Annotated in this window: 22 protein-coding genes; 11 read left to right on the top strand and 11 right to left on the bottom strand. The window is 67.8% G+C overall.

Annotated elements, in window-relative coordinates:
- Positions 1-990: TIGR00266 family protein (locus N5D45_RS20880; protein ID WP_279939552.1), on the bottom strand; the 990-nt coding region annotated here is incomplete at its 3' end.
- A 160-nt stretch (positions 991-1,150) separates the two neighbouring features.
- Here N5D45_RS20880 and N5D45_RS20875 point away from each other — a divergent pair.
- A complete protein-coding gene (locus tag N5D45_RS20875) occupies positions 1,151-3,424 on the top strand; it encodes a TonB-dependent receptor (RefSeq protein ID WP_197657420.1) in 2,274 nt (757 codons plus the stop codon).
- 106 nt (positions 3,425-3,530) lie between these two features.
- On the opposite strand, the gene N5D45_RS20870 is transcribed toward N5D45_RS20875, so the two are convergent.
- A complete protein-coding gene (locus N5D45_RS20870; protein ID WP_279939551.1) occupies positions 3,531-4,370 on the bottom strand; it encodes a phosphatase PAP2 family protein in 840 nt (279 codons plus the stop codon).
- A gap of 262 nt (positions 4,371-4,632) precedes the next feature.
- On the opposite strand from N5D45_RS20870, the gene N5D45_RS20865 reads away from it, so the two are divergent.
- Complete coding sequence (locus N5D45_RS20865; protein ID WP_049453901.1) at positions 4,633-5,511, top strand: hypothetical protein; 879 nt, start codon at positions 4,633-4,635, stop codon at positions 5,509-5,511.
- An 11-nt stretch (positions 5,512-5,522) separates the two neighbouring features.
- On the top strand, positions 5,523-6,725 hold the full coding sequence (locus tag N5D45_RS20860; protein ID WP_279939550.1) for a DUF4785 domain-containing protein: 1,203 nt from the start codon (positions 5,523-5,525) through the stop codon (positions 6,723-6,725).
- Between the two features lie 128 nt (positions 6,726-6,853).
- On the opposite strand, the gene N5D45_RS20855 is transcribed toward N5D45_RS20860, so the two are convergent.
- Complete coding sequence (locus N5D45_RS20855) at positions 6,854-7,675, bottom strand: ATP-binding cassette domain-containing protein (RefSeq protein ID WP_057504122.1); 822 nt, start codon at positions 7,673-7,675, stop codon at positions 6,854-6,856.
- Positions 7,676-7,826: 151 nt separating this feature from the next.
- Here N5D45_RS20855 and N5D45_RS20850 point away from each other — a divergent pair, with 151 nt between their 5' ends.
- The 4 genes from N5D45_RS20850 to N5D45_RS20835 all read left to right on the top strand — a co-directional run bounded on the left by N5D45_RS20850 (position 7,827) and on the right by N5D45_RS20835 (position 11,900).
- On the top strand, positions 7,827-9,029 hold the full coding sequence (locus tag N5D45_RS20850) for a fatty acid desaturase (RefSeq protein ID WP_057504121.1): 1,203 nt from the start codon (positions 7,827-7,829) through the stop codon (positions 9,027-9,029).
- Positions 9,026-9,358 carry a hypothetical protein gene (locus N5D45_RS20845; RefSeq protein WP_019338125.1) on the top strand — a complete coding sequence of 111 codons (333 nt, stop codon included), beginning with the start codon at positions 9,026-9,028 and terminating at the stop codon, positions 9,356-9,358. The genes N5D45_RS20850 and N5D45_RS20845 overlap by 4 nt, the downstream gene beginning before the upstream one ends.
- Before the next feature lie 19 nt (positions 9,359-9,377).
- Positions 9,378-10,190: a bifunctional DNA-formamidopyrimidine glycosylase/DNA-(apurinic or apyrimidinic site) lyase gene (mutM, locus tag N5D45_RS20840; protein WP_010487344.1), complete on the top strand. Its 813-nt coding sequence runs from the start codon at positions 9,378-9,380 to the stop codon at positions 10,188-10,190.
- Between the two features lie 105 nt (positions 10,191-10,295).
- The gene (locus N5D45_RS20835; RefSeq protein ID WP_032965460.1) at positions 10,296-11,900 is read left to right on the top strand and encodes a glucan biosynthesis protein D; all 1,605 of its coding nucleotides are present in this window, start codon (positions 10,296-10,298) and stop codon (positions 11,898-11,900) included.
- Between the two features lie 326 nt (positions 11,901-12,226).
- Here N5D45_RS20835 and N5D45_RS20830 read toward each other — a convergent pair whose 3' ends face one another.
- Entirely contained in the window at positions 12,227-12,562 is a 336-nt protein-coding gene (locus N5D45_RS20830; RefSeq protein ID WP_010481464.1) for a Rieske (2Fe-2S) protein, read from the bottom strand.
- A gap of 178 nt (positions 12,563-12,740) precedes the next feature.
- Here N5D45_RS20830 and N5D45_RS20825 point away from each other — a divergent pair, with 178 nt between their 5' ends.
- The 4 genes from N5D45_RS20825 to N5D45_RS20810 all read left to right on the top strand — a co-directional run bounded on the left by N5D45_RS20825 (position 12,741) and on the right by N5D45_RS20810 (position 15,920).
- Positions 12,741-13,022 carry a hypothetical protein gene (locus N5D45_RS20825; protein WP_010481462.1) on the top strand — a complete coding sequence of 94 codons (282 nt, stop codon included), beginning with the start codon at positions 12,741-12,743 and terminating at the stop codon, positions 13,020-13,022.
- A gap of 75 nt (positions 13,023-13,097) precedes the next feature.
- Positions 13,098-13,814: a fumarylacetoacetate hydrolase family protein gene (locus N5D45_RS20820; RefSeq protein ID WP_019660190.1), complete on the top strand. Its 717-nt coding sequence runs from the start codon at positions 13,098-13,100 to the stop codon at positions 13,812-13,814.
- A 55-nt stretch (positions 13,815-13,869) separates the two neighbouring features.
- Entirely contained in the window at positions 13,870-14,274 is a 405-nt protein-coding gene (gene mscL / locus N5D45_RS20815; protein ID WP_010481458.1) for a large-conductance mechanosensitive channel protein MscL, read from the top strand.
- A gap of 224 nt (positions 14,275-14,498) precedes the next feature.
- The gene (locus N5D45_RS20810; protein WP_049481710.1) at positions 14,499-15,920 is read left to right on the top strand and encodes a M28 family peptidase; all 1,422 of its coding nucleotides are present in this window, start codon (positions 14,499-14,501) and stop codon (positions 15,918-15,920) included.
- Between the two features lie 184 nt (positions 15,921-16,104).
- Here the strand turns inward: N5D45_RS20810 and N5D45_RS20805 are convergent, their stop codons facing one another.
- The 7 genes from N5D45_RS20805 to N5D45_RS20775 form a co-directional block, all read right to left on the bottom strand.
- Entirely contained in the window at positions 16,105-16,938 is an 834-nt protein-coding gene (locus tag N5D45_RS20805) for a TrmH family RNA methyltransferase (protein WP_057504324.1), read from the bottom strand.
- Positions 16,931-18,448 (bottom strand): alanine/glycine:cation symporter family protein, encoded by a 1,518-nt coding sequence (locus N5D45_RS20800; RefSeq protein ID WP_010481454.1) that lies wholly within the window; start codon positions 18,446-18,448, stop codon positions 16,931-16,933. The genes N5D45_RS20805 and N5D45_RS20800 overlap by 8 nt, the downstream gene beginning before the upstream one ends.
- A 180-nt stretch (positions 18,449-18,628) precedes the next feature.
- Complete coding sequence (locus N5D45_RS20795) at positions 18,629-19,168, bottom strand: GNAT family protein (protein ID WP_279939549.1); 540 nt, start codon at positions 19,166-19,168, stop codon at positions 18,629-18,631.
- Complete coding sequence (locus N5D45_RS20790) at positions 19,161-22,286, bottom strand: efflux RND transporter permease subunit (RefSeq protein ID WP_010481452.1); 3,126 nt, start codon at positions 22,284-22,286, stop codon at positions 19,161-19,163. Before N5D45_RS20790 ends, N5D45_RS20795 begins: the two co-directional genes overlap by 8 nt.
- The gene (locus N5D45_RS20785; RefSeq protein ID WP_279939547.1) at positions 22,283-23,389 is read right to left on the bottom strand and encodes an efflux RND transporter periplasmic adaptor subunit; all 1,107 of its coding nucleotides are present in this window, start codon (positions 23,387-23,389) and stop codon (positions 22,283-22,285) included. Before N5D45_RS20785 ends, N5D45_RS20790 begins: the two co-directional genes overlap by 4 nt.
- A 273-nt stretch (positions 23,390-23,662) precedes the next feature.
- Positions 23,663-25,726: a TonB-dependent copper receptor gene (locus N5D45_RS20780; RefSeq protein ID WP_279939546.1), complete on the bottom strand. Its 2,064-nt coding sequence runs from the start codon at positions 25,724-25,726 to the stop codon at positions 23,663-23,665.
- Between the two features lie 72 nt (positions 25,727-25,798).
- Entirely contained in the window at positions 25,799-26,230 is a 432-nt protein-coding gene (locus N5D45_RS20775; RefSeq protein WP_071306359.1) for a DUF2946 family protein, read from the bottom strand.
- Between the last annotated feature and the right edge of the window lie 418 nt (positions 26,231-26,648).

The following is a 26,648-nucleotide window of genomic DNA, read 5'->3' as shown; positions in this document are numbered from 1 at the left end:
CCGGCCCAGGCCGCCCAGCACCGAGCCTTCGCCGCGGCTCTGGCCGCCGCCCTGCGGCGCCGCCATCCACATGCGCCCGGCCAGGCGCGAGAACGGCAGCGACTGCAGCCAGACCTTGCCCGGGCCGGTCAGCGTGGCCAGGAACACGCCCTCGCCTCCGAACAGCATGCTCTTGATGCCGGTGACCCGGCGTACGTCCATGTCCACGGTCGGGTGGTAGGCCACCACGCAGCCGGTATCCACGTCCAGTCGCTCACCTGCGGCCAGCTCGCGCTCGACCACGCAGCCACCGGCGTGGATGAACACCCAGCCGTCCCCCTCCAGCTTCTGCATGATGAAGCCTTCGCCACCGAACAGGCCGGTCATGATCTTGCGCTGGAACTGCACGCCGATCTGCACGCCGCGCGCGCCGGCCAGGAAGCTGTCCTTCTGGCAGATCAGGCGGCCGCCATGCTGGTCCAGCTTCATTGCCAGTACGGTTCCGGGGTAGGGGGCGGCGAAGGCGACCTTGCCCTTGCCGTGGCCGCTCTGGGTGTAGACGGTGGCAAACAGGCTCTCGCCGGTCAGCACGCGCTTGCCGGCGGCCATCACCTTGCCCATGAAGCCGCCGCCCTGGTCGCCGTTGGCGGCGCCGAACACCGTATCCATCTGCACGGTGGCGTCCTTGAACATCAATGCGCCGGCCTCGGCAATGGCGCTCTCACCGGGGTCGAGCTCGATTTCCACGAACTGCATTTCATGGCCGACGATGCGGAACTCGATGTCGTCGGCGCGGCTGCTGGCAGCGGCGGGGACCGGCGGCGGGGTGTTCGGCATGCCCGGGGCCGCGGACTGCAGTTCGGGCACCTCGGCGATCGAGGTCCACCCGCTCATGCCCTGGCACCAGGCCAGGGAGCGCGGGTTGGCCTGGGCGTAGCGGCGCGCGGCCTCGTCATCAAGCGGGCCGATACGCTCGGCCTGGGCGGAGGCATGGAAGTACCACTGGGTCATCGCGGCGGCTCCGCAGGGCTGGTAAACCGCGAGTCTAGCGAGCACGCGGGGGGCCGGGGCGACGGGGCCATGAACGGCAGGCATTTGCGGGGCAGGTGCTGTATTGCAACAATTATCTGGTAGCGCCGTTTTACCACCCCTCCAAACACAGCCTACCGCCATGTCCCCGACCCGCACTTCCCGTGGCCGCCTTCCGGTCGCGCGCCCCCTCGTTGCCGCTCTTTCCGCCCTGTTGCCGCTGGTAGCAGCCGCCCAGGAAACTCCCGCTGCCAAGGATCCGGTTGCCCTCGATGCCCTGCAGGTGACCGCGCAGCGGCGCGTTGAGAACGCCAAGGACGTGCCGGTCGCGATCAGCGCGATCCAGGGCGAGAAGCTCGATGTGCTGGGTTCTGCGGGCGATGACATCCGCTTCCTGGCCGCGCGCGTGCCCAGCCTCAACATCGAGTCGTCCTACGGCCGTGCCTTCCCGCGCTTCTACATCCGCGGCCTGGGCAACACCGATTTCGACCTCAATGCGTCGCAGCCGGTGTCGCTGGTGTACGACGACGTGGTGCAGGAAAGCCCGCTGCTGAAGGGCTTCCCGCTGTTTGACCTGGCCAACGTGGAAGTGCTGCGCGGCCCGCAGGGCACGCTGTTCGGCCGCAATACCCCGGCCGGCGTGGTCAAGTTCGATTCGGCGCGCCCGTCGCAGGATGCCGACGGTTACGTGCGCGTGGGCTATGGCAGCTACAACAGCTGGAATGTGCAGGGTGCCTACGGCGGCCCGCTGACCGATCGCTGGTCGGCACGCGTCTCGGCCATCTACCAGCGCCGCGACGACTGGGTCGACAACACCCGCGCCGGTGCGCCCAACAGCGGTTTCGAAGGCTATGACGAAGCCGCCGGCCGCGTGCAGTTCCTGTACGAAGGCGATGACTTCGAAGCGCTGTTCAACCTGCACAAGCGCAAGCTCAACGGTACCGCGCGCCTGTTCCGCGCCAACATCATCCAGAAGGGTGGCAACGGCCTGGTCGAGAACTTCGACCGCGACAAGGTGGCCAACGACGGCGTCAACTTCTCCGATCTGGAAACCTGGGGCGGCAGCGCGCGCCTGCAGTGGAACCTCGGCTCGGTGACCCTGCACTCGATCACCGGTTATGAAACCGCTGAATCGCTCAACCGCGGTGACATCGACGGTGGCTACGGCGAGGCATCGCTGGGCGCTGGCAACTATGGGCCGGGCTTCATCCCGTTCTCGTCCGAGTCGGCCGACGGCCTGCCGCACCACCGCCAGTGGACGCAGGAATTCCGCGTCGAATCCAACGAATGGGGCCGCTTCGACTGGCAGGCCGGCGTCTTCTATTTCGACGAAGACGTGACCATCAACAACTTCAACTACAACTCGCTGAAGCCGGGCAACCCGCAGACCGGCCATGTGGTGCAGAACCAGCGCAACAAGGCATGGGCGGTGTTTGCCTCGGGTGACTTCGATGTCACCGACCGCTTCAAGCTGCGTGCCGGCGTGCGCTACACCCAGGACAAGAAGGACTTCAACGCCAGCGTGCTGCAGGCCGTTCTTCCGTTCGGCACCCCGGTCAGTGGCCCGTACCTGGCCAACACCGACGTCAACGACGTCAGCTGGGATGTCAGCGGCGTCTACAAGCTGACCGACAACGTGAATGCCTACGCCCGCGTGGCCAAGGGCTTCCGTGCGCCGTCGATCCAGGGCCGCCTGGCCTTCGCGCCCGGCCTGTCGCAGGCCGATTCGGAGAAGGTGATCTCGTACGAAGCCGGCATCAAGGCCGACCTGTTCGAGCGCCGCGCGCGCCTGGGCCTGAGCGTGTTCCGCTACAACGTTGACGGCCAGCAGCTGATCGCCGTGGGTGGCACCAACAACACCGCCACCCTGCTCAACGCCGACAAGACCATCGGCCAGGGCGTGGAACTGGACCTGGAAGCCTACCTGGCCGACAACGTCCTGCTGACCTTCGGCAGCAGCTACAACGACACCGAGATCAAGGACAAGGATCTGGCGGTGGCGGTCTGTGGTGGTGGCTGCACTGTTACCGACCCGATCACTATGATCGGCGGCAAGCCCTATGCGCTGGTCAACGGCAACCCGCTGCCGCAGGCGCCGAAGTGGATCCACAACGCGACCCTGCGCGTGGGCTTCCCGCTCAGCGATGGCAGTGAGCTGTATGCCTACACCGACTGGGCCTACCGCAGCGCGGTGAACTTCTTCATCTACGAGTCGCCGGAGTTCCGCGGCCGTAGTTCGCTGGAAGGCGGCCTGCGCCTGGGCTACAACTGGGATTACGGCCAGTACGACGTGGCGGTGTTCGGCCGCAACCTGACCAACCAGACCCGCGTGGTCGGTGCGATCGACTTCAACAACCTGACCGGCTTCCTCAACGAGCCGCGGACCTGGGGCGTGGAGTTCACCGCGAAGTTCTGATGCGGTGGCTGCGGTAATGCAATGAAGAAGGGCCGGCGCAATGCCGGCCCTTCTGTTTCCTGCTTCCTGTAGAGCCGAGCATGGCTCGGCTCTACAGAGGCGTGGCTTACAGCGCGCTCTGCGGGCGCACCTTCAGCACCGCATTCTCGGTGGCGCAGTCGCGGCTGGAGTGCCGACCAGCCTTGCGCGCCGCTTCGATCTCCTTGCGTGCGGCCAGCAGATCCTTGTTGAACGCAGCGTTGTCATGCAGGCGGGCCACCGCGGCGGCGCCCATGAAGCGGCCTTCGAGGATGTCGCTCTGCCAGTGCACGTTGCAGACCAGGCGGCTCTCGCCGTAGTTGCGGCCGCGGGCCTGGATGGCATCGGCGCGATCCGGTGCGATCTCCGACAGGATCAGGGCCCAGGCCCAGCCGATCGAGGTGTGGCCGGAGGGGTAGGAGCCGTTCTTGCGCAGGCCGTCCTCGTCCTTCGGCGAGCAGGTCGGCTCACCATCGACCATGAACGGGCGCGGGCGCTGGTAGTGATTCTTGGCAGCCTTGGTCGCCGCGCTGGCGTCGATCCGGCTGCGCTCCAGCAGTCGGTACAGCGCCGGAGTCTTCACCGCGTCGACGTCGATGTCGGCGGCGCAGGAGAAGTGGTTGGCGCCTTCGGGGAAGCCGAGTTCCGCATCGACACCGGCCTGGGCGAAGCGCGGGCTGCCACGCAGCGCGCGGGCTTCACGGCTGACCTGTTCGTCCAGGGCGAGGGCGACCGAACCGGCCACCGGCGGTGCCGGCACCAGGTCCAGGCTGGCCGGTACCGCGCTCTTGTCCAGATAGCCCACCGCCTTGGTGGTGATGTTGGCTTCGACGGCGGTCGGCTTGGCGGCGGTGGCGGCACAACCGGCCAGGGCCGCGATGACGGCAAGGCCGAGCAGCGGGCGGGCAGGGTGGGAAATCAGCGACATGGACAGGCTCCGGGAGAGAAAACAACGCGCCATGATCGCAGCCCGAATACGACACCGCAGTGGCCATCGGTCATATGGCCAGACCCGGCATGGTCATCGCAGCAGTATCAAAAGCGTCATCAAGTGACGTCAGTCTCCTGAATCCGGGCGCAGCGCACGGACTTTCACGCGACTGCGCCGCGAGCATCGGCACAACGGCACGCACCAGGAGCCGTCAGTTCCAGCCGGGTCGGGGGGATCCGCAGACAGAGGGAGAGAAGCGATGCGCAGCACCGCAACAGGAAGTACCGTCCTGGCCCTGCTCCTCGGGCTGGCAGCCGCTCCGGCACAGGCCGCCGACGTGGTCGGCGTGGCCTTCGTGCATGGCACCGGCGCGCAGACCAACGCCACCCAGGACTACTGGCAGCCGGCCATCATCGACACCGTGCGCCAGGGCCTGCCGAACAGCAGCAACTATGTGGTCATCAACTGCGACTTCACCCAGTACATGTGGAAGCCGGAGGCCGCCGGCTGCCTGGCCAACCAGCTGACCCGCTTCATCGACAGCCGCGGCATCACCCAGCTGGTGGTGATCACCCATTCCAACGGCGGCAACGTGGTGCGCTGGATCCTGTCCAACCCGACCTACGACAGCCGCTACCCGAAGATCATCCGCACGGTGCGCAAGGTCACCGCGCTGGCGCCGTCCTCGGCCGGCACGCCGCTGGCCGATGCGGTGCTCAACGGCAACACCTTCGAAACCTCGCTGGGCTGGCTGCTGGGCTACAAGAACGACGCGGTGCGCCAGCAGCAGGTGGCGAGCATGGCTACCTACAATGCGCAGAACCTGTACGGCACCGCAGGCCGTCCCGCCCTGCCCAAGCCGTTCCGTGCGGTGGTCGGCAGCGACGTGGAATCGGCGGTGTGGGACAGCAACAGCTACTGCGGTGGCTACGCCGCCAATGTCGGCCTGGAGTTCACCCAGAACTGGCTGTCGTCCTGCTCCGATGGCTTCCTGGAGTGCAGCAGCCAGAAGGCCGCCGGCACCACCTGGTTCACCGACAAGGCGCGTACCCAGGGCGCCGAACCGCTCAGCCACAACCAGAGCCGCCGCGAGTGCTTCGGCCTCGGCACCCTGCTGCGCAACGACCTGACCCAGTGAGGGAGACGACCATGACGATTCAATCTACCCTGCTGGCCGGCGCCGTCCTGGCAGTGCTGTCCCTTTCCGCAGCGCAGGCCGCGCAGCCGCTGCAGGCCGCCCGTGCAGGCGACCAGGTGCCTGCCGCCCTGGTGGCCGCGCCGCTGCCCGCCGATGAAAGCGAACACGCGCCGTTGTCCTTTGCCTGGGCGCTGGACCCGGCCCAACCGCTGCAGGCGGCCACGCCGTATGCCTCGGTCAGCCGCAGTTACTGGCAGCAGGTCGATGGTACGCAGCTGCAGCGCGGCGTGGACTTGCCGCTGACCGCTGCCGATGCGGTGATCCAGCTGAGTCCGGCCGAAGGCGCGCGTGCAGTGCCGGCCAACACGTTGCAGGTGCGCGACCCGGCCGGCCGCAGCAGCGTGGCGCGCAGTGTCGACGCGCGCGCGCTGCAGCAGGCCGGCATGCCGGTGAGCGATGGCAGCAGCATGCTGCGCACCGGCGCGACCAGTGCGGCCGGTGCGTACACGCTGCAGAGCACGCAGGCACAGGGCCGCTACGTGGTGCAGGTGCTGGAGCCGAACAGCCCGCTGCGGCTGGAAGTGCAGGCCAACCAGGCGCAGGTGCTGGCCGGTGGCAACGTGCAGCTGCAGGCACGCTTGCTGGAAGACGGTGCCACCACCGCGCAGATGGCCTCGCGCCGCGGCAGCCTGGGCGGTGAAGCGTTGCTGGTTGCGCCGGACGGCCGCAGCTGGCCGCAGCGCCTGCTGCGCACCACCGATGGTGCCCTGCGCGTGCAGGTGCGGATCCCGGCCGACGTCGGCACCGTGCAGGGGCTGTGGGAACTGCAGGTGTTCGCCCAGGCCGATGGCGTGCTGCGCGATGGCAAGGTGGCCTTCGCGGTGGCACGGCCGACCGCGCGCTTCAGCGGCCAAGCGGCACCGGATGCGGTCAACCGCCAGGTGGCGCTGCCGCTGCAGGTGGCTGCAGCGGGCCGCTACGAGGCGCGTGGCACGCTGTATGCCACTGCCCGCGATGGCCAGCTGAAGCCGGTTGCACAGGCGCACGCGGCGGCGTGGTTCGATGGCCCGGGCGCAGGCCAGCTGGTGCTGCCGTTCGGCCAGGCCGCGTTGCCGGCTGGTTTTGGTGCGCCGTACGAGCTGCGCGACCTGCAGCTGCAGGACCAGAGCCGGATGGCACCGATCGAGTCGCGCGCGCTGGCGTTGAAGTTCTGAGCAAGGGTGCAGCTGGCCGGGTTCCGGCCCGTTGCACCGTTTTCTGTAGAGCCGAGCCTATGCTCGGCTGCCGTTCCCCGCGGCCAGGAGCAGCCGAGCATAGGCTCGGCTCTACAGTGGCATGTCGATCATCCCGCGTACGCGGTCAGCCGGCCTTCCTGCTCGCATACGGTGATCGCGCCACCGAACACCGCCGACAGCGGTTCGTTGCGCAGCAGCTCGGCGCGGGTGCCGTCGGACAGCACACGGCCATCGCGCAGCAGCACCACCCGCTCGATCTCGGGAATGATCTCTTCGATGTGGTGGGTCACCAGCACCAGGGTGATGCCCTGCTGCGCCAGCACCCGCATGGTTGCCACCAGTTGTTCGCGAGCGACCAGGTCCAGCCCGGTGGACGGTTCGTCCAGCAGCAGTGCCTGTGGCCGATTGACCAGCGCGCGGGCGATCAGCACGCGGCGGGTCTCGCCGGCCGACAGCTCGGCGTAGGCACGTTCACGCAGGGACAGCGCGCCGGTCATCGCCAGTGTCTCGCCGACGCGTGCACGCATGTCGGCGGTCACCTCGCGGAAGGCGGGCACCACGTAGCTGGCAAAGAAGCCGGACAGCACGGCCTGCTCCACGGTCAGCCCCGGCATGTCGGCGAGGTTGCTGCTGAGGTCGCCGGTGACGATGCCCAGCTGCGAGCGCAGCCGGTCCACCTGCCAGCGGTTCTGGCCCAGCACCTTCACTGCCACCGAGCCGTCGCCCTGCGCCAGCGGGTACAGCTCGCGGGTGATCAGTTTGATGAAGGTCGACTTGCCGCAGCCGTTGGGGCCGAGCAGGGCGGTGTGCTGGCCCTGTGCAATGCGCAGGCTGAGCCCGTGCAGCACCTTCACCTGGCCGCGCACCACGGTGGCGCGGTCCAGTTCGATCAACGGGGGCAGCTCCGCGATGGGCGGGGCCGCAGTCATGGTGCTGGCGCGTGGATCAAGGCTCGACAACTCGGGTCCCCAACTGTGAACGGTGCCACGGATGGCGATGCGAAGCACCGCCGCAGGGATGCAGTTTGCAACGCAAGCGCCCATGATGTCTGCCATCCCCGCGTCGATCCGGAGCGCTGCCATGCCTGATGCCCTGATGTCCCTGTTGACCGGTGGTGTGCTCGGCCTGGGCTGGTGGGCGATGCTGGCGGTGCTGCTGGTCTTCACCCAGATCACCATCTTCTCGGTGACCCTGTACCTGCATCGCAGCCAGGCCCATCGCGGGGTCGACTTCCACCCGGCGCTGGCCCATGTATTCCGCTTCTGGCTGTGGCTGACCACCTCGATGATCACCCGCGAATGGGTGGCCATCCACCGCAAGCACCACGCCAAGGTGGAGACCGAGGACGACCCGCACAGCCCGGTCACCCGTGGCATCGGCAAGGTGTTCTGGCATGGCGTGGAGCTGTACCGCGAAGCGCGCGGCCAGCGCGCGGACATCGAGCAGTACGGGCGCGGCACCCCGGATGATGCGATCGAGCGCCGCCTGTATACCCCGCATGCCACGCTGGGGCCGGTGCTGTTGTTCGCGATCAATACCGTGTTGTTTGGCCTGCCCGGCGTGGCCCTGTGGGCGGTCCAGATGGCGTGGATCCCGTTCTGGGCAGCCGGCGTGGTCAATGGCCTGGGCCACTGGTGGGGCTACCGCAACTACGAGTCCGCCGATACCTCCACCAATCTCACGCCGTGGGGGTTCTGGATCGGTGGCGAGGAGCTGCACAACAATCACCATGCCTTCCCCAGCTCGGCGCGCTTCGCGATGCGGCGCTGGGAGTTCGACATTGGCTGGAGCGCGATCCGCCTGCTGCAGGCGCTGCGCCTGGCCAAGGTGCTTCGCGTTGCACCGGCCATGGACGTACGCCCGAACATCGCGGTGCCCGATGCCGAAACCCTGAAGGCGCTGCTGTCGCACCGCTTCCAGGCGATGACCGATTACCAGCGCAATGTGTTCATGCCGGCCCTGCGCGAGGAAGCCGCTCACGCCGGGGCCAAGCTGCGCCGCCTGCTGCCGCGCCGTCTGCGCCGTGGCCTGGTCAATGATGGCCGCTGGTTGAAGCCGGACAGCCGCGCCCAGCTCAGCGCATGGGTGGCACAACGGCCGCGCATCCGCACCCTGGTCGAGTACCGGGGGCGCCTGGCCGCGCTGCTGGAAGCGCGCGGCCACGATGCGGCCGAGCGCCTGCATCAGCTGCAGGCCTGGTGCCGCGAGGCCGAGGAAAGTGGCATTGCCGCGCTGCAGGCCTACGCCGCGCGATTGAAGGGCTACAGCCTGGTGGGCGCGTGAGGGCAAGGTACCGACTTCTGCTGGTGGCGCTGTTGCCGGGTGCGGCGCTGGCCCAGGTCACCGATACCGCCAGCTATCTGCAGCGGATGGACAGCGATGGCGACGGCCGGGTGAGTGAATCCGAGTATGTGCAGTGGATGCTGTATGCCTTCGACCGCATGGACCGCAATGGTGATGGCGTGCTGACGGCCGAGGAGCTGCCCGGTGGCAAGGGCAGGGCGATCAGCCGCGAGCAGCAGCGGCAGGTGATCGTGAAGCGCTTCCACACGCAGGATGCCAACGGTGATGGCGTCCTGGATGCCCGTGAACTGGCGGCGCCGCCACGCTGAGCGGGCGTAGAATCGGCTCATGCCTGAACTGCCCGAAGTAGAAACCACCCGCCGCGGCCTGGCGCCGCACCTGCAGGGTCGTCGCGTGCATGGCGTGATCCTGCGCCGGGCCGATCTGCGCTGGCCGATTCCGCCGGAAGTGGCCGAGCTGCTGCCGGGCCAGCGCATCGAGGAGATCCGTCGCCGCGCCAAGTACCTGCTGCTGGACACCGCCGTCGGCAGCGCGGTGCTGCACCTGGGCATGTCCGGCAGCCTGCGCGTGCTGCCTGGAGATACCCCGCTGCGCGCCCACGACCACGTCGACATCAGCCTGGACAACGGCCGCCTGCTGCGCTTCAACGACCCGCGTCGGTTCGGCAGCCTGCTCTGGCAGCCGGCCGGCGAAGTCCACCCGCTGCTGCAGGGGCTGGGCCCGGAACCGCTGGACGACGTGTTTGACGGCGACTACCTGTTCGCCCGCAGCCGGGGCCGCAGTGCGCCGGTGAAAACCTTCCTGATGGACCAGGCGGTAGTGGTGGGCGTGGGCAACATCTACGCCGCTGAAAGCCTGTTCAAGGCCGGCATCAGCCCGCTGCGCGAGGCCGGGAAGGTCTCGCGCGAGCGCTACCAGCGGCTGGCCGACGCGGTGAAGGAGATCCTCGGCTACGCCATCACCCGTGGTGGCACCACGCTGCGCGACTTCATCAGCCCGGATGGCGCGCCGGGCTACTTCGAGCAGGAGCTGCTGGTATACGGCCGCGATGGCCTGCCGTGCCCGAACTGTGGCCGCGCGCTGAAGCACGCCACCATCGGCCAGCGCGCCAGTGTCTGGTGCAGCCACTGCCAGCGCTGAGCCGGGCGGCCAGCGGCAGCTGAACGGGCAGGGGACGTCTCCGCTGCCCGTTAACGTTTGTCTGCCTATGATGGCCGACCTTCCCTCTATGCCTGACGCGCCTGCATGCAACGACGCGACTTCATCCGCAATGCCTCCCTCGCCCTGGCTGCATTCGGCCTGCCGTCCCTGCCCGCGTGCGCGGCCAGCAGGAGCGGTCAGATGGGCCTGCGCCGCCTCGGCCAGCCGCAGCCGTTCGACTTCGCCACCCTGAAGGGCCAGGCGCGCGCGCTGGCACAGGCGCCCTACAAGAGCCACAAGCGGGTGCTGCCGGGCCGCCTGGAAGGCCTGGACTGGGACCAGTACCAGTCGATCGGTTACCGCCAGGACCATGCATTGTGGGCCGACCAGCCGGGCAAGTTCCAGGCCAAGTTCTTCCATCTGGGCCTGTACTTCCACTCGCCGGTGCGCATGTTCGACGTGGTCGACGGCAAGGCGCAGGAGCTGGCCTATGATGGCGCGGCGTTCAACTACGGCAAGAGCGGGATCAAGGACGGCGAGCTGCCGGCCGATCTGGGCTTCGCCGGGTTCCGCCTGAACACGCGCAAGGACACCGACCGCGACTTCGCCGCCTTCCTCGGCGCCAGCTACTTCCGCGCCGTTGGCAAGGAGGGCCAGTACGGCCAGTCGGCGCGTGGCCTGGCGATCGACACCGGCATGGGCAAGCCGGAGGAATTCCCGGACTTCATCGCCTACTACCTGGAACAGCCGTCGGCCGATTCGGAAACGATCGTGGTCTACGGCCTGCTGGATTCGCCCAGCGTTGCCGGCGCCTATCGCTTCGCGATCACCAACGGCGACGTGCTGCTGATGGACATCGACAGTGCGCTGTACCCGCGCAAGGCGATCGAGCGGTTGGGCATCGCTCCGTGCACCAGCATGTACCAGGTGGGCGAGAACGACCGCCGCATGGCGTGGGACTGGCGCCCGGAGATCCACGACACCGACGGCCTGTCGCTGTGGACCGGTGCCGGCGAATGGATCTGGCGGCCGCTGCTGAACCCGCGCAACCTGCGCTTCAACATGTTCGTGGACCGCAACCCGCGCGGTTTCGGCCTGCTGCAGCGCGACCGCAACTTCGACCACTACCAGGACGACGGCGTGTTCTACGAGAAGCGCCCGTGCCTGTGGGTGGAGCCGAAGGGCGAGTGGGGCGAGGGTTCGGTGCAGCTGGTGGAGATTCCCACCGTGGACGAGACCTTCGACAACATCGTCGCCTTCTGGAACCCGAAGGAAAAACCGCAGCCGGGCCAGGAGCTGCTGGTCGGCTATCGCCTGTACTGGGGCGCCGAACCGCCGGCACGGCCGCCGCTGGCGCACTGCGTGGCCAGCCGCACCGGCCTGGGCGGCGTGGTCGGCAAGAAGCGCGAGTACTTCAGCTGGCGCTTTGCGGTGGACTTCGAAGGCGGCGAACTGGCCAGGCTGATCGACAAGGGCGAGGTCGAGGCGGTGGTGGAAGCCAGCCGTGGCCGGGTCGAGATCGTGTCGGCGCGCCCGCTGCGCGAGATCAACGGCTACCGCGCGATGTTCGACCTGGTGCCGCCGGAAGGCAGCACCGAGCAGATCGACATCCGCCTGTTCCTGCGCAGTGGCGGCAAGACCCTCACCGAGACCTGGCTGTACCAGTACACCCCGCCGCCGGCGGGCGCGCCGGAGCGCACGCTGTACTGAGTGGTTTGGGATTGCAGGGCTTGCAGCCCTGCACCCGCTTCAAGCCAAGGCAACGTCAAATGCGTGCATTCCGTGGGATGGCGGGGTGGGTCCGGTTGCGGGGGACGCTGCAAGTACGTCCCTGTAAGCTCGGTCGCCGCATCCATGCGGCTCACGCCCCCGCAACCGGACCCACCCCGCCTTCGACAGTTTTCCGCGAGCTGTCGGCGTTCTGCTCTGGTGGGTGTCGACCTTGGTCGACACGGTGGATCCACACCATGCGTGGATGAATCTCTGGATCCCCATTGATCCTGTGAGTGCGAACCTTGGTTCGCGCACCGGTTACATCAGGCCAGGTAAACCTGCCCGTCGCGCACGTCCACCGGTACGGCGCGCAGGCGGTCGCCCTTGCACGGGCCGGCAATGCAGTCGCCGCTGTCCAGCGCGAACGAGGCGCCGTGCGCGGCGCAGACCAGGTGGCCTTCGCGGCTCTTCAGGAACTGGCCCGGGGCCCAGTCCAGGCGTCGGCCGGCGTGCGGGCAGATGTTCAGGAAGGCACGCACCTGCGCGCCGTCGCGGTACAGCACCAGCGATTCGGCATCGCCATCCACCACCGCTTCGACCTCGGCAAACGCGCCATCGGCAATGGCATCAAGGGCGATCAGGGAAGCAGCGGCAGTCATGGCGAAGGCTCGGACAGTAAACCCGCATTGTCGCATGCCCACTCAGGTGACTGGCTGCGACATGAACACAAGTCATTGATCCGTAATAAGCACAGGCTATATTTAACGAGTTTTTCACTCAATGACAGTGGCGCGTCCCGATACTCTGTTTTCGCTGATCCCAGCCTATCGAGCCGCCATGTTCAATCGCGCATCCGCCTTCAACCAGTTCCGCACCCTGTTCGCGCCGCGCAAGCCGCGTCACCCGCTGGTGCGCGTTGCCGTGGGCCTGCTTGGCCTGGCGATCCTGGCCGCGATGGTGTTCATCGGCGTGTTTGTTGGTGCGGCGATGATCATGGTCGGCCTGGCGTGGAAGCTGCTGGCCTCGCGCAAGCCGGGTGCCGCGCGTCCGGTCGACCCGACCGTGGTCGAGGGCGAGTACCGCGTGGTGCGCAAGCCGGTGTTGCCGGTCTCGCGCTGACTTACGCCATCCGCGCCCGCTGACGGCGGGCGCCATGCGTTCTAGACTGCGGGCACGCCCTTTCTGGATGCCCGCATGTCCGATGTCTCCGATGTGATCCCTGCCGTAGCCCTGCCGCGTGTGCCGGTAGCCGGTGGCGGCAGTTTCCCCGTGCACCGCATCTACTGCGTCGGCCGCAACTTCGCCGACCACGCCCGCGAAATGGGCGCAGCGGTGCCGGCGGCCGATGACCGCGGCCGCCCGATGTTCTTCAGCAAGCCGGCCGATGCGATCGTGGTCGGCCACGACGATGCCATCCCCTACCCGCCGGCGACTGCCAACCTGCACCACGAAGTGGAACTGGTGGTGGCGATCGGCCGCGATGCACCTGCCGGTGAGCTGGCCGTGGCCGATGCCGATGCACTGGTCTACGGCTACGCCGTGGGCCTGGACCTGACCCGCCGCGACCTGCAGGCCGCCGCCAAGGACAAGGGCCACCCGTGGGACGCGGCCAAGGGCTTCGATGCCTCCGCGCCGATCAGCGAAATCGTCCACGCCGAGGAAGTGGGCGACCTGGCCGCGCTGAACCTGTCGCTGGAGGTCAACGGCGAGGTGCGCCAGCAGGCGCTGCTGGACCAGATGATCTGGAACGTGCCGGAGATCCTGCACGAGCTGTCCAAGCTGTGGCAGCTGCGTGCCGGCGACCTGGTGTTCATGGGCACCCCGTCCGGTGTGGCCGCACTGAAGCCCGGCGACCGCTTCAGTGCCCGCCTGGAAAACGTGGCCGAGCGCCACGGTGTGATCGCCGGCTGACATCACCTGCGCTACCCTGCGCGCTGTCCACTTCCCCCACCGGAGAAAAACAACAATGGGAATGCTCACCGAGTTCAAGGAATTCGCGATGCGCGGCAACGTCATCGACCTCGCCGTCGGCGTGGTGATCGGCGCGGCCTTCGGCAAGATCGTGACGGCGCTGGTCGAGAAGATCATCATGCCGCCGCTGGGCATGCTGATCGGCAAGGTGGATTTCTCGCAGCTGGCGTGGACGCTGTCGCCGGCCCGCATCGGGCCGGATGGCAAGGAGATTCCGGCGGTGGTGATCGGCTACGGCGACTTCATCAATACGCTGATCCAGTTCGTGATCGTGGCCTTCGCCATCTTCCTGGTGATCAAGGTGATCAACCGCCTGTCGCGCAAGAAGGAAGCGGCACCGGCAGCGCCGGCCGAGGAAGTGGTGCTGCTGCGCGAGATCCGCGACAGCCTGAAGAAATAAGGTGGTAGCGCCGGGCCATGCCCGGCGGGACGCCATCTTGCCGCTGCGCTCGCCGGGCATGGCCCGGCGCTACCGCAGAAGCAGGCGAAAGCCCCGCCCCGGCGGGGCTTTCGCTTTGCTGCATCTGGCGGAAAACAGCATCCGCGCCAGCCATGACCTCCCGCCCATGCGCCGGGCTGAACGACTGTTAAGCTCCAAGGCTTGGTCCCTTCCCGGAGCTGTCCATGCGTCGCCGCGTCCTTGCCATCGCATCCTCCCTCGCCCTGCTGGCCGCCCCGGCCTTCGCGGCGCCGCACACCACCACCCTGCCCCCGGCGTCGCTGGCCACCGCCGCACAGCTGCGCGACCAGGCGCTGGCCGATGACACCGGCTGGAAGGTGGTCGAATCGCTCACCACCGAAATCGGCCCGCGCATTGCCGGCAGCGAGGCTGACGCCCGTGCCGTGGCCTGGGCCGAGGCCAAGTTCAAGGCACTCGGTTTCGACAAAGTCTGGAAGGAGCCGGTGACCTTCCCGAAGTGGGAACGCCGCAGTGAGCACGCCGCAGTGACCGGCAAAAACCCGCAGCCGCTGCAGATCACCGCACTGGGCGGCAGCCCGGGCGGCACGGTGGAAGCGGAAGTGGTGCGCTTCGCCGACCTGGCCGCACTGCAGGCCGCACCGGCCGGTTCGCTGAAGGGCAAGATTGCCTTCGTCGATTACCAGATGCTGCCGTTCCGCGATGGTCGCGACTATGGCCGTGGCGGCGCGATCCGCAGCAAGGGCCCGTCCGAAGCGATCCGCAAGGGCGCAGTCGGTTTCCTGATGCGCTCGGCCGGTACCGACTCGCACCGCGTGCCGCACACCGGCATCACCCGTTTTGACGATGGCCTGACGCCGGTGCCGTCGGCGGCGCTGTCGGTGCCCGATGCCGACCAGCTGGCGCGCCTGCTGGCCCGTGGCAGCACTACGGTGAAGGTCGCGCTGGACTGCGGCTGGGATGGCACCGCCACCTCGTACAACGTGATCGGTGAGATCACCGGCCGCAGCCTGCCGAAGGAAGTGGTGGTGATTGGTGGTCACCTGGATTCATGGGACCTGGGCACCGGCGCGGTGGATGACGGCGCGGGCGTGGGCATCACCATGGCCGCAGGCCACCTGATCGGCCTGCTCAAGCAGGCGCCGAAGCGCACCATCCGTGTGGTCGCCTTCGCCAACGAAGAACAGGGCCTGTACGGCGGCAAGGCCTACGCCGAAGCGCACGCCAAGGACGTGGCCCTGCACCAGCTGGCTGCGGAGAGCGACTTCGGCGCCGGCCGCATCTACGCCTTCAATACCGGTTCGCCGAATCCGGAAGGCTCGCGCGAAGCGACCAAGCAGATTGCCGAGGTGATGAAGCCGCTGGGCATCGAGTACCAGGCCGACAAGGGTGGCCCGGGCCCGGACGTCGGCCCGCTGGCCGCCAAGGGCGGTGCGTGGGCATGGCTGGCGCAGGATGGTTCGGACTACTTCCACCTGCACCACACCGCCGACGACACGCTGGACAAGATCGATCCGAAGGCGCTGGCGCAGAACGTGGCTGCGTATACCGTGTTCGCGTACCTGGCGGCGGAGGCTGATGGCAACTTCGGCAGCGAAGCCAAGGCGACCACGCCACCGAACGAGTGATGCGGTAGCGCCGGGCCATGCCCGGCGAGCGAAGCGGCGGGAGCGGTGCGAACCAAGGTTCGCACCCACCACGGCAGATCCCGCATCGGTAACGCCGGGCCATGCCCGGCGAGTGAAGCGGCAGGAGCGGTGCGAACCAAGGTTCGCACCCACCAAGGCAGATTTCGCACCCACCGGGCGCCACTCAGCTGCGGCGGTTTGCCCACTGTGCCAGCAAAACCGCCGTGGCCGAGGCCACGTTGAGGCTTTCCACCGCACCACTGCCGGGAATCGAGACCTGCAGATCGCACTGGCTCGCCAGGCCACGGTCCATGCCTTCGCCTTCAGCGCCCATCACGTACACAAGCCGTTCCGGCAGGGACGCACGGAACACGTCGTCGCCACCATCAACGAGGGTCGCGGCCAGCCCGAAGCCGGCCGCACGCAGCTGTGCCATCGCCTCCGCGGTCTCCGGCAGCTGCACCAGCGGCACCGCCTCGGCACCGCCCTCGGCCACGCGTGCGGCGGCACCGGACAGCGCCAGCGTGCTGCCGGCCGGCAGCAGCAGCACCTTGACCCCGAAGTGTGCGGCCGAGCGCAGGATCGCGCCGAAGTTGTGCGGGTTGCCGACACCATCAAGCCACAACGCCAGCGCCGGACCTTCGCCCAGATCCGCCAGCCACTGCGCCAGCGGCACGACCGGCGCGCGCAGCACGTCGGCCACCAGGCCTTCGTGGTGCGTGGTAGCGGCCAGCTTGTTGAGATCGCCCTCTTCCACCACGCGATAGCCCACGCGGTTGGCCACGCACCACTTCAGCACCGGCTGCATGCGCGGAATCAGCGCGTCCACCAGGTACAGCTTGCGCAGCGCCTGCGGGCGCTTGGCGAACAGGGCCTGCACGGCGTTCCAGCCATACAGGCGCAGTTCGTCGTTGCCACGCCCCGGCGGTGGCGGGGTCCCGCCCTCACGCGGTGGCAGCGGGGTGGCCCGCGGCGGTCGCGACGACGGGCGGCGGGCGTTCTTCCAGGGATCATTCACTACGGGACAACTCCAGCTTGCGTTGACGCCAGAAATCGGCGTTCTTGATGCCCAGGGCATCGGGGTCGAAGATCGGATCGAGGCCGAGCTTCTTCTGTCGTTCGTAATCACGCAGGGCCAGCATGGCCGGCTTCTGGATGATGAGGATGGCAATGATGTTCAGCCAGGCCATCAGGCCCACGCCGATGTCACCCAGCGCCCAGGCCAGGGTGGCGTTATGGAACGCGCCGAACACCACCATGCCGATGATGCCCAGGCGCAGCAGCAGCACGGTCAGCGGGCGCTTCTTGTTGTGGTTCACATAGCTGAGGTTGGTCTCGGCCATGTAGTAGTACGCCATGATGGTGGTGAAGGCGAAGAAGAAGATGGCGATGGACACGAACGCCGAGCCCCAGCCCGGCAGCACGGCTTCAACGCCGGCCTGCGCGTAGCCTGCGCCTTCCGGGATGCCGGCCAGGCCCTGGAAGATCGGCGCGGCGCCGGGCACCGGCGAGTACACATTGTAGGTGCCGCTGGCCAGGATCAGGAACGCGGTGGCGGTGCACACCATCATGGTGTCGAAGTAGATGGCGAAGGCCTGCACGTAGCCCTGCTTGGCCGGGTGCGAGACTTCCGAGGCGGCTGCAGCATGCGGGCCCGAGCCCTGGCCGGCTTCGTTGGCGTAGATGCCGCGCTTGATGCCCCACTCCACTGCCAGGCCCATCATCGCGCCGAACGCGGCGTGGGTGCCGAAGGCGCTCTTGAAGATGATGCCGAACATTTCCGGCACGCGGTCGTAGTTGATGATCATGATGACGATGGCCATCAGGATGAAGCCGGCGGCCATGAACGGCACCACCACTTCGGCGAAGTTGGCGATGCGCTTGACGCCACCGAAGATCACCACGCCCAGCAGCAGCGCGACCACGATGCCGATGCCCAGCTTCAGCGCCTGCACCGACTCCATGCCGAAAGCCTGGCCATCGAGCGGACCGCACAGCGCGGTGCCACGGCAGGCGTTGATGATGCTGTCGGCGATGGCATTGGCCTGCACGCCCGGCATCAGGAAGCCGGCAGCGATGATCGTGGCGATGGCGAAGGCCAGCGCGTACCACTTCAGGCCCATGGCCTTTTCGATGTAATACGCCGGGCCACCGCGGTAGCGGCCTTCGGCGTCCTTGGTCTTGTAGATCTGCGCCAGGGTGCATTCCACATACGACGTGGACGCGCCGAGGAAGCCCATCACCCACATCCAGAAGATGGCACCGGGGCCGCCGAAGGCGATGGCGGTGGCCACGCCGGCGATGTTGCCGATGCCCATGCGGCCGGCCATCGACATGGCCAGGGCCTGGAACGAGGACACGCCAGCGTCGGATTTCTCACCCTTGACGGTGAGGCGGCACATCTCGACGAAACCACGGATCTGCATGAAGCGCGTGCGCAGGCTGAAGAACAGGCCGGCGGCCAGGCACATGAAGATCAGCGCCTTGCTCCAGATGATGCTGTTGATGAAATGTACGGTAGCTTCCACGCGCGCTCTCTCCAGTCGGCGGGTTGTAAGGACGTCCCGTCGGCTGGAGGGGACCGGTCGATTCTCCCTGATCGAAGGCCGCTGCGGTAGCGCTGTTTTGCAGGGCCGAGCCCATCCTCGGCTGCCGTCAGGGGCCCAAGCCGAGCATGGGATCGGCTCTACAGCGGCCAGCCCGCGCGCTCAGGGCAGCTGCGTGCGTACCCGGGCGAAGCGGCGCAGGTCGTGCAGCTCACCCCGCTTGTAGATCGCGCAGCGATCCGCGCCCTCTTCCTGGAAGCCGTTCTTTTCCAGCACCCGTGCCGAGCCGAGGTTGAAGTCGACCACCCCGGCCTGCAGCCTGAACAGGCGCAGTTCGTCCATCACCCACGGCGCGAACAGGCCGACCACGCGGGTCATCAGGCCCTGGCCCCAGTAGGCCTGGCCCAGCCAGTAGCCAAGTTCAGCCATATGACCGCGCTCGGCCACGCCCTGCTGGGCGCCGACACTGCCACAGGCCTGGCCGTCGATCTCGATGGCCAGGTTCAGGGTGCCGGGGGCCAGTACGCGGCCGGCGAGGAAGGCCTCGCCATCCCCGCGCGTGTACGGGTACGGGAAGCGATCACGCAGGCCCCGCGACACCTCGGCGTCGTTGGCATGGCGCAGCAGCGATTCCAGATCATCCGCGCGCCAGGGGCGCAGCTGGAAGCCATCGCCCCGCAGCAACGTGGTCGGATCAGGCATGGCCACCCACCGAGGGCGATTCCGCTTCCTGCTTCTCCAGCTCGCGTTTCACCGCTTCCGGCGAACGGGTGTACGGGGCCAGCCGCGCGTAGAACGCCGGCACCACGAACAGCGACAGGAAGGTCGAAAGGGTCACGCCGAAGATGATCACGATGCCGATCGTGCCACGGCTGGCCGAACCGGGGCCACCGGCCACCACCAGCGGGATCGCGCCGACCACGGTGGCGATCGAGGTCATCAGGATCGGGCGCAGGCGCACCATCGCCGATTCGATGATCGCCTCGCGCACGGTTCTTCCGTCGTCGCGCAGCTGGTTGGCGAATTCGACGATGAGGATGCCGTTCTTCGCGGCCAGGCCGACCAGCATGACGATGCCGATCTGGCTGAACAGGTTCACCGTGCCGCCACTCACCCACAGGCCGACCAGCGCACCGAGCACACCCAGCGGCACGGTCAGCATGATGGTGAGCGGGTGGATGAAGCTTTCGAACTGCGCGGCCAGCACCAGGTAGACCACCAGCAGGGCCATCGCGAAGGTCAGCAGCACTGCGCCACCGGCACTCTGGTACTCGCGCGATTCGCCCTTCCAGTTCACCTGCGCATACTGCGGCAGCTCTTCACGCGTGACCTGCTGCGCCCAGGCGATGGCCTCACCCAGCGGATACCCCGGCGCCAGGCCAGCGTTGATGGTGATCGAGCGCAGGCGGTTGAAGCGGTTCAAGGTGCCGGCCTCGGCCACTTCGCTCAGCGTGACCAGGTTGGACAGCGGCACCAGTTCGCCGGAAGTCGCGCGCACGCGGATCGCAGCCAGGTCGGCCGGGCTGGCGCGGCCGTCGCGACCGGCCTGCACGAGCACGTCGTACTCCTCGCCGTTGTCGACGAAGGTGGTGACGCGGCGCGAACCCATCATGGTTTCCAGCGCCGATCCGATCGCGGTGACCGGCACGCCGAGGTCGGCCGCGCGCTGGCGGTCGATGTTGACCCGCATCTGCGGCCGCGTTTCCTTGTAGTCCGAGTCCGGGCCGACCAGGCCGGGATTGTCGGCCATGCGCAGCAGGATGCGGTCGCGCCACTGCGCGATCTCGGCGTACTCCGGCCCGCCCAGCACGATCTGGAACGGCTGCCCGCCGCTGCGCACCAGGCCACCACCGACCTGGGTACGCACGCGCACGCCGCGGATGGTGTCCAGTTCCTTCTGCAGCTCATTGGCCACATCCGGCGTGCCCTCGCTACGCTGGCGCCACGGCTGCAGGAAGATGCTGACGCGGCCGGTGTGCATTTCCTCGCTGGCGCCCCAGCCGCCCGGCACGCGCGGGTTGGCACGCACGATGGGTTTGTCCGGGCCGACATGCGGTGCCAGCATCGCTTCCACCTGCTGCACCTGCTGCACGGTGTAGTCGTAGCCGGCGCCCTCCGGGCCGTCGATCATGATCTGGAACGAACCGCGGTCTTCGGCTGGCGCCAGCTCCGACGGCAGCAGCTTGAGCAGGCCCCAGCTGGCAGCCAGTGCGGCCACCATCACCAGCAGGTAGATCCAGGTGCGGTCGACATGGTGGTCGAGCACGCGGCCATAGCCCGAGGCCAGGCGCTCCAGATTGCGGTTGATGAAGCCATGCAGGCCACGCGGTGCCTGTCCGGTATGCGGCTTGAGCAGCTTGGAGGCCATCATCGGCGTCAGCGTCAGCGCTACGAATGCGGACAGCGCCACCGCCGCCGCCAGCGCCACCGCCAGTTCGCGGAACAGGCGCCCGGTATTGCCTTCCAGGAAACCGACCGGCAGGAACACCGCCACCAGCACGGCGGTGGTGGCGATCACCGCGAAGGCAACCTGCGTGGTACCGCGTTTGGAGGCCACCAGTGGGGGCTCGCCCAGGTCGATGCGGCGCTGCACGTTTTCCACCACCACGATCGCATCGTCCACCACCAGACCGATGCACAGCACCAGTGCCAACAGGGTCAGCAGGTTGATCGAGAAGTCGAACGCATACAGTGCGATGAACGCAGCCACCAGGCAGACCGGCACGGTCACCGCCGGAATCAGTGCGGCACGGAAGCTGCCGAGGAACAGCCAGATCACCGCCAGCACCAGGATCATCGCCTCCACCAGCGTGGCGTAGACGCGGTCCACGGCGGCTTCGATGAAGGTGGTGTTGTCGAACGCAACAAAGATCTGCGTGCCCTTGGGCAGCGACAGCGCCACCCGCTCGGCTTCAGCGCGCGCGGTGCGCGCCACGTCCAGCGAGTTGGCGGTGGAGGTCTTGACGATACCCAGGCCGATGCCCGGCTCGCCGTTACTGCGGTAGTAGGCGCGGCGCTCGGCCGAGGCCAGTTCGATCTTCGCCACGTCGCCCATGCGCACCACGTAGCCATCGCGGCCCTTGCCCAGCGGGATGGTCGCGAAGTCTTCCGGCTTGATGTAGTTGCGCTCCACGCGCAGGGTGAAATCGCGGTCGGTCGACTCGATGCGGCCGGCCGGCAGTTCCACGTTCTCGTTGCGCAGTGCGGTTTCCACGTCGCCGGTGGTCAGCCCACGTGCGGCCAGCTGGTCGCGGTCCAGCCAGATGCGCATCGCGTAGCGCTGGCGGCCGCCGATGCGGACCTGGGCCACGCCGTCGAGGCTGGAGAAGCGGTCGACCACGTAGCGGTCGGCGTAGTCGCTCAGTTCCAGCGTGTCCATGGTCGAGGAGACCATGTTGAACCAGATGATTGGATCGGCATCGCTTTCGACCTTGGCGATTTCCGGCGGCCGCGCTTCTTCCGGCATGCGGTCGGCGACACGGCTGACCGCATCGCGCACGTCATTGGCCGCCGCTTCGATATCGCGGTTGGAAGTGAACTCGATGCTGACCTGCGAGCGGCCGTTGGTGCTGCGCGCATTGATCGTATCGATGCCTTCGATGCCAGCCAGTGCATCTTCCAGAACCTGGGTGATGCGGCTTTCGATGACCGCCGCCGAGGCGCCGGTGTAGTCCACCGACACCGACACGATCGGCGGATCGATGGCGGGCAGTTCGCGCAGGGTCAGGCGGGTGAAGGACATCACGCCCAGCACCAGCAACAGCAGGCTCATCACCACGGCGAACACCGGCCGCTGGATGGAGATGTCGGACAGCTTCATCCGCCGTGGCCCTCTGCCGCGACAGGCGCCGGCGCGTCAGCCGGCTTCGCACCGCTGGCCGGTGCCGCATCCTTGGCCGCGACCTTCAGGCCCGGGCGCAGCTTGCCGGTGCCATCGACCACGATGCGCTGGCCCGCTTCCAGGCCCTGCTTGATCTCGACCACGCCGGCACGGCGTGCGCCGGTGATCACGTCCACGCGCTCGACGCTGTCGTCGGCGGTGATGCGGTACACGAAGGTATCGCGACCGACCTGCACCACGGCGATTTCCGGAATCACCAGCGCCGGGCGCTCGGGGTGGAACAGGCGCACGTCCAGCAGCATGCCCGGGCGCAGGGCATGGTCACCGTTGGCGAAGTCGGCACGCACGGTCACCGCGCGGGTGGCCGGATCGATGCGTGCGTCGATGGTGCTGACCACGCCCTCGAAAGTACGGCCCGGCCACGCCACGCTGGTGGCACTGACCTTGTCACCGACGCCCAGCGCGGCCAGCTCCACTTCTGGCGCCTGGAAATCGATGTGCATGTGCTCGATGTCATCGAGCGTGGCGATCACCGTGGTCGGCGTCAGCAGCGTGCCCGGGCTGACCTGGCGGATGCCGAGCACACCGGCGAACGGCGCACGCACGCGACGGTCACCGATGTCCGACTGCATCTGCGCCACACGCGCCTCGGCGGCATCGCGGATCGACTTCTGCGTATCCAGCGTGGCGCTGGACACCAGCCGCTGCGCGGCCAGCTCGCGCTGGCGCTTGTACAGCTGGTCGGCCTCATGGAAGGTGGCCTGCGCCTGCACCAGCGCGGCCTCCTGGGCCTGCCCGCGCAGGGTTACGATCGGCGCACCGGCAGCAACATGCTGGCCGCTTTCGAAGTGCACCTTCTCGACGATCTCGCTGACCTTGGCGGTGACGCTGATGGATTCGCGCGCCTTGGCCGTACCCAGTGCCTGCAGCGTGTCGTTCCACTGCGTGGACTGCACGACCTGGGCGGTGACCGGCACCGCTTCTCCCTGCCGACGGGCGGCGGCCTCCTGTTTGCCCGCGCACCCGGCCAGCACGGCCAGGCAGAGGCCAAGGGCCAGGGTCGAAGCGATGCGAGCCAACATGAACGGTCCTGAGTGATCCACGGCCGCCGAGTGTAGGCAAGCGCCCGCAGAAGCGATATGTGCCAAGCGTTTACCGGCGTGGAACCGGCGTCGCGATAGCGCCGTGAACCCGTTCCGTGCAAGGCTGGCAGCAGCGGTGTCGGCATGTGTCGAGGTGTATCCAGCCGTGCACCGCAGGCGTTGCCATCGTAGAGTCGAAGCTGCCCGGCAGAGGGCGTCGGGCGGGGACGGATCCTGGCGGGGATCCGGCCCCGGTTTTTTTCACCCGGCGGATCAGTACCGGTAGTTCACCTTCATCCACAGGCTGCGGCCCGGCTCGTTGATGCGCACCGGATCGGCCGGGAAACCGAAGTCGGCGCTGCCGGCCAGATTCAGGTGCTCGCTGTAGGCGCGGTCGAACAGGTTGTCGACGCCCGCACTGAGCTGCAGCTGCGAACTGAAGCGGTAGGCTGCGTTGAGCCCGAAGGTGGCGAAGCCGGCACTCGGCCCCAGGTCCTGCGCGACCACATTGCCCTGGCCATCGGCGACGCGATGCTGGTGGGTCACCGCGCGCAGCAGCGCACCGGCACTCCAGCGCTCGCCTTCCCAGTTCGCGCTCAGGCGTGCTTCCAGCGGTGGCATCTGCGGCAACGGACGCTGCTGGTCGCGGTTCTCGCCCCAGGCATAGGCCAGCGTGCCACCCAGCTTCCACTGCTCGGCCAGGCTCACTTCCAGCCCGGCTTCGGCACCGGCGATGCGCGCATCGACGTTGCGGGCCTGGCTCATGCCCATCATGCCGCTGCCGTGGTAGGTGAACAGGATGTAGTCCTGGATCTGCCCGGCGTACGCCGAAACCCACACCTGCACGCGCGGCCCCTCGTACTGCAGGCCGACGTCGAGCTGGGTGGTGCGCTCGGGCTGCACGCCGGTGAACGCGTTCACTGCACCGGCCGGGCCATGGTTGGGCGAGAACAGCTCCCAGTAGTCGGGCATGCGCTCACTGTGACCGAGGCCGGCGTACCAGGTCAGGCCATCGGCCAGGTCCTGCTCGTAACGCAGGAAACCGCTGCCGAGCCATTCCTTGCGCGTCTGCCCGGCGCTTGGATTGGGCCGGTTGCCCATCATGCCGCGGATCGATTGCCGCTCATCGCGGGCGCTGGCACGGTCGATGCGAAGGCCACTGATCCAGCGCTGGTCGGTGCCGGCGCCCAGGGTCAACTCGGTGAACACGCCGTAGCGGCGGAAGTTGGCATCGGTCTCCCAGGCGGCCTGGCGGTAGGTGTCGCGGCCCATGCCCATGCGGCCACGATGGCGGCTGTCTTCGCCATCCACACCGGCCACCAGCTGCACGTCCTGCCAGCGCCACTCGGAACTGACCCGGCCGCCCTGGGTACGGCGGTCCACGTTCGAGGCCATCGGCATCGGCATCATGCTGTGCGGGTTCGGCGTGCGCAGCGTGTAGTTGTCCATCACGTGGTCGGCTTCGTTGTAGTACACGTTGGCCTGCAACGTATCCCACGCACCGGGCAGGTTGCGCTTCTCGAAGCGCGCGGCATAACTGGTGCGTTCGAACGCAGCACCGTCCATGCCGCGCCCGGCGTAGCGCGCGATGGCATCGCCGACACCGGCGGAGATTTCCAGCAGCGTGTCGGCATCCGGCGTCCAGCCAATGGCCACGTCACCGTTCCACTTGCGCCACTTCGACGGCACCACATCACCGTGGCCGTCCTTGTAGTCATCGGCCTCGGAACGGTTGCCGCTGGCGCGCACGTAGCCGGTCGGATGGCCCAGGGTCAGGTCCAGCACCTGGTCATTGCGGTTGCGCGAACCAGCCAGCGCACTGGCATCGGCACGCAGCCCCGGTTCGTCGAAGCGCGGCGTATCGCGCTCGAAACGGACGGTGCCGGCCGAGGCTCCCGCACCCCAGCGCACGCTCTGCGGCCCCTTGATGATGGTCAGCCGGTCGAAGCTCTCCGGTGCGATGTAGGACAGCGGGTTGTCCATGCGCGACGGGCAGGCACCGATCAGGTTGCCATCGTTGCTGAGGATGTTCAGCCGCGAACCGAACATGCCGCGCAGCACCGGGTCGCCGTTGGTGCCGCCATTGCGGATGGCGGAGAAGCCGGGGACGGTCTTCAGGTAATCGGCACCGTCGCTGGCCGGCACAGGCTGCCGCGGCAGGCGCGGATCGGTCACCCAGTGCAGCGGCGAGGACGGTGCGGCGGCGGTGACCACCATCGTGTCGAGGGTGCGCGCCTGCTCGGCAGGCGCAGCATGGGCCAGTGACGCGGCCACGGCCAGGCCCAGGGCAACCGGCAGGCGCGCGCAGGCGCCCGCGGGGCGGGAAGTCATTTTCATCGGAACAGCTCCAAAGTACGCACGCGCGCACGGCGCCCGGTCAGGCGTCGTGCGGCAGATTCGATAGGGACATCAGCGGACGATGGCGGGGCGCGGTGGCCCACGAGCGGCGTGCGCCGGCCAACGCAGTGCCGGCAGCACCTGTTGCGACCACGGGAACACCAGGCGCGGCCGCCACAGCAGCGGCAACAGCAGCACCAGCACTGCAAGCCACGGCAGCAGGCGCATGGCCAGCACGCAGTATTCGCAGGCTTCGCCGTGCATGGCGTGGGGGTCGGCGGGGCGGTTGGGCGCTGCCGGCGCAGCACCGTGCCGATCGTGCCCGGCCATGGTCATGCCGTGCATGTCATGGCCCATGGCGGCGTGGTCCATGCCTGCCATCGCGGCGTACTCCATCGGCGGCGCCTGCAGCGCGCGGCTGACCAGTGGCGCAAGCACCATCAACAGCGTCGCCAGGACGGCGAGCTGGAGCAGAAGGCGCTGCGGGCGGGACAGGCGGGTCACCCCGCTAGTGTAGATGCGGGTCCAGGGTTGCTCGTGCGACGAACGGTCGCAGGAGAGGGTTTATCGGCAGGGCTTGCAGCCCTGCACCCGCTGAATCAACGTCAACGTCAACGTCAAAAGCGGGCAATCCGTGGGATGGCGGGGTGGGTCCGGTTGCGGGAGACGCCGTAAACCCGTCCCTGGGGGCTTGGCCGCGGCATCCATGCCGCGGACACTCCCGCAACCGGACCCACCCCGCCTTCGACAGATTTCTGCGATCTGTCGTAGATCCACGCCATGCGTGGATGAATCTCCATCGGAATCGAATATTTCGAATTGGAATCGAAAAGAATCCACGCATGGCGTGGATCTACCGTGTCGACCAAGGTCGACACCTACCAACAGCCATCGGAATCTGTCAGAGGTGGAGCGGTGTGGG

This window comes from Stenotrophomonas sp. GD03819 (genome assembly GCF_029841665.1).
Classification (GTDB): Bacteria; Pseudomonadota; Gammaproteobacteria; order Xanthomonadales; family Xanthomonadaceae; genus Stenotrophomonas; species Stenotrophomonas geniculata.
The sequence above is the reverse complement of the archived record's forward strand: the minus strand, read 5'-3'. Positions and strand labels throughout refer to the sequence as shown.